Origin of the sequence: Ensifer sp. Root31, from assembly GCF_001424825.1 — a bacterium.
In the GTDB taxonomy this organism is placed as follows: domain Bacteria; phylum Pseudomonadota; class Alphaproteobacteria; order Rhizobiales; family Rhizobiaceae; genus Ensifer; species Ensifer canadensis.
On sequence record NZ_LMCO01000013.1, the window covers coordinates 111,658 to 117,928 of the forward strand.

Below are 6,271 nucleotides of genomic sequence, written 5' to 3' on the forward strand. Positions count from 1 at the left end.
CTATTGCCCAATGCGACGCTCCTGCATTTCTTCGCCCACAAAGCAATTGTAGTCTGCTCGGTAGTCGACGCGTTGCAACAGTGGCTCGAACCGCTGCAGCTCGCTCACGTTCGGTCCAAGTATCTCGACAATGAGCTTGCTGAGAATAGCCTCCGCAAAATCGCCAGGATCTGAGACTTTCAACAGAAAGGCCCCATCTCCACCGATCACACAATTCTCATAATAAGCGTCGAGGTCCGGAATCGATGCGGAATCCTGACGCGTCAACATGATGGGCAGTCCATCGATCACGATGCCTTGGGCGACAGTCGAATTACGGGCAACGGGTACCGGCACCCCGGAGTTGTTCGGCCCATCTCCCGATATGTCAACCACGCGTCGCATTCCCTGGAACGGGCTAGCTAAGAAGAGGTTTCGTGAAAACGCCAGCGTGTTGGAAATCGAGGTGAACGATATCCTCCTCATCGGTTGCTGGCGCAGAGCATCGGCGAATTGGCCCGCAGTGCTGGGGCCATCGATCAGCGTCCAAGGCATGATCTGGACAGCAGAGCCACCCCACTCAACGTATGTCACGGCGATTTTGCCGATAGACCCGTCCTCTATTGCATTGACGAGTTCGGGCTGGAGAAATGCATTCACATAGCCTTGACGTTGCGCACGCTGTTCGTCGATCTCCATTGAGTAGGAGACATCGACGGCAAGAACCAACTCAAGATCAACGTCAAATTGAGAAAGCTGAGCGGGCGTGCTGCCCCCCAGAAGGCCAAAGCAGACAATAAGCGCACATTGCGGTTTCATCGCGATCGGAAGCCCAGTGCACGATCATACTACGCCCGTTCAGCGAGCTCGCAATACAGGGATGCTAACTCAGATTCAGCACCTGTCCGCTCTTGGCGCACCCACCCATTCCAGACGAAAAGTGGCTGGCCGATGGACCGGCCGCCCTTCGGAAAGCCAACTGTGAACCCCTCGCCTTGAAGGGTTCGAACCGCCGACCTCGCTATGCCTGCCAGCAGAGTCCATGAACCCCAAGATTGGGGAACCACACGACAACTCGATCACCATCTCCAGCAGTGCACAGTTCTTCTGTGCCGCGACACCCTCGCTCTCCCGATTCAGGGTGCCAGTTCACTGTCGCGGGCGTTGCGCCGGATAGTCTGGGGCGGCTGTCCGAGTGCCCGCAGAAAAGCCCGGCGCATGCGATCGCTATCGGCGAAGCCGGTTTCCTCCGCGATCACATCCATGGAGTGGCGGCCTTGTTCCATCAGCAGCCGCGCCGCCTCGACGCGCAGGTTCTCCACCGCCTTGGCCGGCGACTGCCCCGTCTCTGACCGGAAGGCGCGGCTGAACTGGCGCGCGCTCAAGCCCGCCGCATCCGCCAGTTCGTCCACCGACAGAACGCTGCGCAGATTGGCCTTGGCATAGTTGACCGATTTCTGGATCCGGTCCGACTTCGGGTCCAGTTCGAGCAACGCCGAGAACTGCGATTGGCCGCCGGCCCTGCGGTGGTAGACCACGAGCTTGCGTGCGACCGAGCGAGCAACGTCCTGACCATGGTCCTTCTCGACCATGGCGAGAGCCAGGTCGATGCTCGCGGTCATTCCCGCCGACGTCCATACGGAGCCATCGACGATGAAGATGCGATCCTCCTCGACCTTGACGGCCGGGAACCGCTCCCGGAGCTGGCGCGCAAAAAGCCAATGCGTCGTCGCACGGCGCCCATCCAGCAGCCCGGATTCTGCAAGAATGAAGGCGGCGGTACAGGGGCCAGCCAGCCGACGCGCAGTTTGCAGGGAATGGCGCGCGAACTCGATCAGGCCCGGTGTCATCGGCTCGATCGTCGTGCCGGCTCCAAACATCACGGTGTCGTAGGTCGTATCGTCGAAGGCTTTCGTGATGACACCAAAGCCTGCCGACGACTTGATCTCTCCGCCGGCTTCGGAAAGCAACGTTATCTCGTAAGCCGGCTCTCCAAGCTGAATGTTGGCCATCTCGAAGGCAGTGACCGCTGCAAAACCAAGGAGCTGGAATCCTGGAAACACGACGTAACCGATCTTGTGCATGGCACACCACCTTTTGTCTGAAACCGCCGCTTATATCACATTTGCGCCATCGCAAGAAGCGCCCTCGTCCGTACGCGAAGTGGATGTTGCATACATTGACGGACACCAGCAGCGGATCTTCGACGACGCTATCATCCGTGCCCCGCAAGAAGGCGCGGCGCTTCGTCGGGAACCGGATGCCGTCCGCCTCATCGTAGTCGTAGACGCCCTGCGACAAGATGCAGACGGGTACGCAATCCGGTTTTCGGTGGATTGCGTACCCGAATACGGCCTCGCGGAGGGTTACAACGGTAGCGGCTTGCCGGCCTGCTCCTGTACGATGTAGTCGGCGTACCAGTCCGGCCAGTTCTCATCATGCTTGCCGCCGGTTCGCTTTTCGTGCTCGCCGTGGGCGGCTGCCGCGCGCCGTAGCGCGCCTGCGAGTTCGCTCGACGAGGTGAATGTCGTGATGTCCGTGTCCACGCGTCCAGGCAATCGTTCGGTGACCTCCTGGAGCAGCCAGCCGTTGCCGTCCGGATCGGCGAACGAGGCGGAGGAGCGGTAGCTGCGCCGTTCCGGATCCCTGCCGCTGATTGGCGGCTGCCCAGGACCGGCGCGGTGGATGATCTCGCTCACGTCGGCGCCGCGACCGATGAGTTCGGCGCGGGCAGCTTCGATATCCGAGACGACGAGATACAGCCCGCGTGCCGATCCGGGTGCCGCCGACGTCAGCCCTGTGCCGAAGTGGATCGAGCTCGGTGATCCCGGCGGTGTGAACTGTACGACCCGGAATGTGTCACCGACCGCGAAGTCGGCGTCGAGCCTCCAACCCAGGCCGTCATAAAAGCGTTTTGCGCGGTCAACGTCCGAAACAGGGATAACAACGACCTCAAGTTTGAGGTCGACCGTTTGCCCCTTGGGGGTTTTGGTTGCGATGGTCATGGCTTTTTCCTAGTGGTTGGGAAGGCGGCGCGCTATTGGCGCCCCTTCTTTCTCAAATCGACTAACGCAGCGACCTGAAGGAGACTCGCAACTCTTCAGTGAAGACTTCCGGCTGTTCCCAGGCCGCAAAGTGCCCGCCCTTGGGCAGCCGATTGTAGTGGATCAGCTTCGGAAAGGCTTTCTCAGTCCAACTGCGGGGGGCGGTGTAGATTTCGTCAGGAAAAGCGCTTACCGCGACCGGGATGGTCACGCCCTTGGGCGCGAAGAAAGCGAGCTTGCTTTCCCAGAAGAGACGACCCGAAGACAGCCCCGTGTTCGTCAGCCAGTAGAGCGTGATGTTGTCGAGGATGTCATCGCGCGTCAGCCCTTCATTAGCCCCGTCAAAGACGCGGCCGATCAGCTTCTGGCTCTCCGGATCATGATCAATCATCCATGCGGCAAGGGCGATGGGTGAATCGTCCAGGCCGTAGAGTGTCTGTGGCCGGGCTCCCATTTCCAACGCGTAGCCGACACGATGCTTGTAGAAGAAATCGAGCTGCTTCCACGCATACTCCTCGTCGGCCGTCAGGCCCGTCGGCTGCGGACCGCCGGCCAGCGCCGCGGAAATGTTATCGGGAAGCGTGCCGGGCATGTTGGTGTGGATGCCAAGCAGCCCTTCAGGCTTCTGTAGCGCCATCTGCTCATTAACTGCGTCACCCCAGTCGCCGCCCTGCGCGACATATTTCTTGTAACCCAGGCGGTCCATCAGAACGGCCCAGGCCCGTGCGATACGCTGCGGATCCCAGCCGAGCTCGGTGGGCTTGCCGGAAAAGCCGTACCCGGGGATTGACGGAATTATGACATCAAACGCATCGGCTGCGGTACCGCCGTGCGCTGTCGGATTGGTCAACGGATCGATGATCTTCAGCTGCTCGATGATCGAGCCGGGCCAACCATGTGTAATGATAACCGGCAGCGCGTTCGGGTGCTTCGACTTCACCTGAATGAAGTGGATATCGACGCCGTCGATGTTCGTCACGAACTGAGGCAAGGCGTTCAACCTCGCCTCGACCTTTCGCCAGTCGTGCTGGTTGGCCCAATAGTCGGCAAGCTTCCGCATCGTGGCCAGTCGCACGCCCTGCGTATCGTCCGTGACCAGCTCCTGATCGGGCCACTTGGTTGCGACGATGCGCCGTTTGAGATCGGCAAGGGCCTCGTCGGCTGCACGGAACTGGAATGGACGAATGGTTTCGTCGACAGCCGGCTGGGCATCGGACGCACCGTTTACGGAAGCCTGCGCAACCTGGATGCCGCTGCGCGCGGGAGAACTCGTTTCGGCGTGAGCCACGACCGCGGGAAGAAAAATTGCGATCGTTCCAGCGAGTGCATAGGCGGCAAGGCGATTGCGCTTGCCAATTATCGAATAGGATCTCGACATGATCATTCTCCTTGTTTCGAGGATCGGCGAGACGCCGCCGACATAGGCGTGCATTTCAGTGGGTCGCTGAAGACCGGAATTACCCTGCGGCTCGATATCGGGCAGCAGGCGCGCTGAGCGAAAGGTTCGGCATGAGCTTTTGCCGCGCTGCTTCGTAAGCCTCCCAATCGCGTGCGTCCGGAAGCGCCGGAATGGTGACCAACTCGCCGAGGTCAAAGCCTGCAAGCGAGGCATCCACCATATCCTCGGCGGACATGACGATCTCGGTCGGCACATGTTCCAGGGGCGTCCCGGCGATGCCCCAGAAATCGGTCGCCGTGGCACCCGGAAGAACGGCCTGGACGCGGATATTGTTGTCGGCAAGCTCCTTCTGGAGCGACAGGGTGAAGGCCAGCACGAAGGCTTTGCTCCCGCCATACACACCATTCAGCAGCTCCGGTGCGATACCGACGATCGAGGCGATGTTGATGATCGCGCCGGTGCCACGCTTCACGAAGCCGGGCACCGCAGCATAGGTCAACCGCGTCAGCGCATTGACGTTCAGCGTGATCAGCTCTTCCATCTTGTCGATATCGGACGCCAACAGCGGGGCGGTCGCACCGACGCCGGCATTGTTGACCAGCGTGGTTATGCTGGCATCGGTATGTAGCACTTGCTCTACGCGACCGAGATCGTCCTTGTTACCGAGGTCCGCTCCGATCACTTCGACAGCGCGACCTGTCTCGTCGGTGAGCCGCTTGGCGAGCGCATTGAGACGCGCCTTGTTGCGGGCCACGAGGATCAGGTCATGGCCCCGGCGCGCCAGCCGATCGGCGTAAATCGCGCCGATACCAGAAGAAGCGCCGGTAATCAGTGCGGTATCCTTCGAATTCCCAGTCATGACAATCTCCATCAGGTTGAATTTCCAGCCCTGATGTTAAGACGAAGCCTGCCCGTCTCAAATGTCGTATATCCGTCAATTTAGGACGCACGCCCAGCGCCCGACTCGAACACGAGGCGCGTTCAGCGCGCCGGCACGAAGGATGGCGGTCGGCTCGCTTGAACTCTTTCAGCGCAAGCGCGACGCAGCAGACGACATCTTGTCGTCTGACTGCTTCACGGGGCCGTCTTCGACGATCTCGACCAGCGTTATGATCCGATTAGCCGGCGGACAGGCTTGGCACGTGGGCGCCGGCGGGGCCCCGGTGGCACGCGCCGGACCGCAACTAGGCCTGCAGAAACGTCAGCAGCGTCATGGTAGCACAGCCGGACGAAGCCGGGTTCTGACCGATAACCAGCCGACCGTCCATGACGGTAAAATCGGCCCATTCGCCAGCTTTTTCATAATGGCCGCCCAGACGTTTCAGTTCGTCCTCGACGAGGAAGGGCCTCGTGACCAACAAATCCTCGCTTCGGTCCACTCACAGTACAGGCTGTCCTATCCGCAGGTGTAGCCTTCCCTCTCCCTTAATCCGATCGACCGCCAACATCCGTCAACATAGACTCCGCCACGTGACACGTCTCAATCACGCAAAACAGGAGCACATCATGTCGCAGGCAGAGCTGGTCGCCTGGTATGACCTGCACCGCTCGAAGGCGACGCCGAAAAACGACTGGAGCTGTTGGCCATGGCCTCGGATGAGGCCACCCCGCGCGCCTGCGCGCTGCTGTGTCAGAATGCCCTCGCCGTCCTGCGGGTAGCGACGCTCATTGGTACCTTCTTGCGCGACGGCGTCGGCTTCTGGCTGGTGACGGGTTTGTGCGCAACCCCTATGGCTGCGGCTCGCATCCGTTGGCCGCTTCGGGCCGATACTGTTGAAAAACTCGGTATTGCCGGTACTTGGGACGCGTGATTCAATCCTCTGAGTGATTTGCAGGGGATCAGGTGAAT

6 protein-coding genes and 1 pseudogene are annotated in these 6,271 nt (G+C 60.5%); 1 reads left to right on the top strand and 6 read right to left on the bottom strand.

Features of this window, described 5'->3' with window-relative positions; translation table 11 throughout:
- From ASD00_RS15230 to ASD00_RS38765, 6 genes and pseudogenes are all read right to left on the bottom strand, one after another.
- Window positions 1-798, bottom strand: a complete 798-nt coding sequence (locus ASD00_RS15230; protein ID WP_057207401.1) for a DUF1194 domain-containing protein — start codon at window positions 796-798, stop codon at window positions 1-3.
- A 317-nt stretch (window positions 799-1,115) separates the two neighbouring features.
- The gene (locus ASD00_RS15235; protein ID WP_025428231.1) at window positions 1,116-2,063 is read right to left on the bottom strand and encodes a GlxA family transcriptional regulator; all 948 of its coding nucleotides are present in this window, start codon (window positions 2,061-2,063) and stop codon (window positions 1,116-1,118) included.
- 282 nt (window positions 2,064-2,345) lie between these two features.
- The gene (locus ASD00_RS15245; RefSeq protein ID WP_057207403.1) at window positions 2,346-2,984 is read right to left on the bottom strand and encodes a VOC family protein; all 639 of its coding nucleotides are present in this window, start codon (window positions 2,982-2,984) and stop codon (window positions 2,346-2,348) included.
- A gap of 61 nt (window positions 2,985-3,045) precedes the next feature.
- Window positions 3,046-4,401, bottom strand: a complete 1,356-nt coding sequence (locus ASD00_RS15250; RefSeq protein ID WP_057207413.1) for an epoxide hydrolase family protein — start codon at window positions 4,399-4,401, stop codon at window positions 3,046-3,048.
- A gap of 79 nt (window positions 4,402-4,480) precedes the next feature.
- A complete protein-coding gene (locus ASD00_RS15255) occupies window positions 4,481-5,281 on the bottom strand; it encodes an SDR family oxidoreductase (protein ID WP_057207414.1) in 801 nt (266 codons plus the stop codon).
- Between the two features lie 325 nt (window positions 5,282-5,606).
- Window positions 5,607-5,768, bottom strand: a pseudogene (locus tag ASD00_RS38765) (type 1 glutamine amidotransferase domain-containing protein); the annotation flags it as partial.
- A 240-nt stretch (window positions 5,769-6,008) separates the two neighbouring features.
- On the opposite strand from ASD00_RS38765, the gene ASD00_RS15265 reads away from it, so the two are divergent.
- Window positions 6,009-6,233, top strand: a complete 225-nt coding sequence (locus ASD00_RS15265; RefSeq protein WP_057207405.1) for a hypothetical protein — start codon at window positions 6,009-6,011, stop codon at window positions 6,231-6,233.
- The last annotated feature ends 38 nt before the right edge of the window (window positions 6,234-6,271 follow it).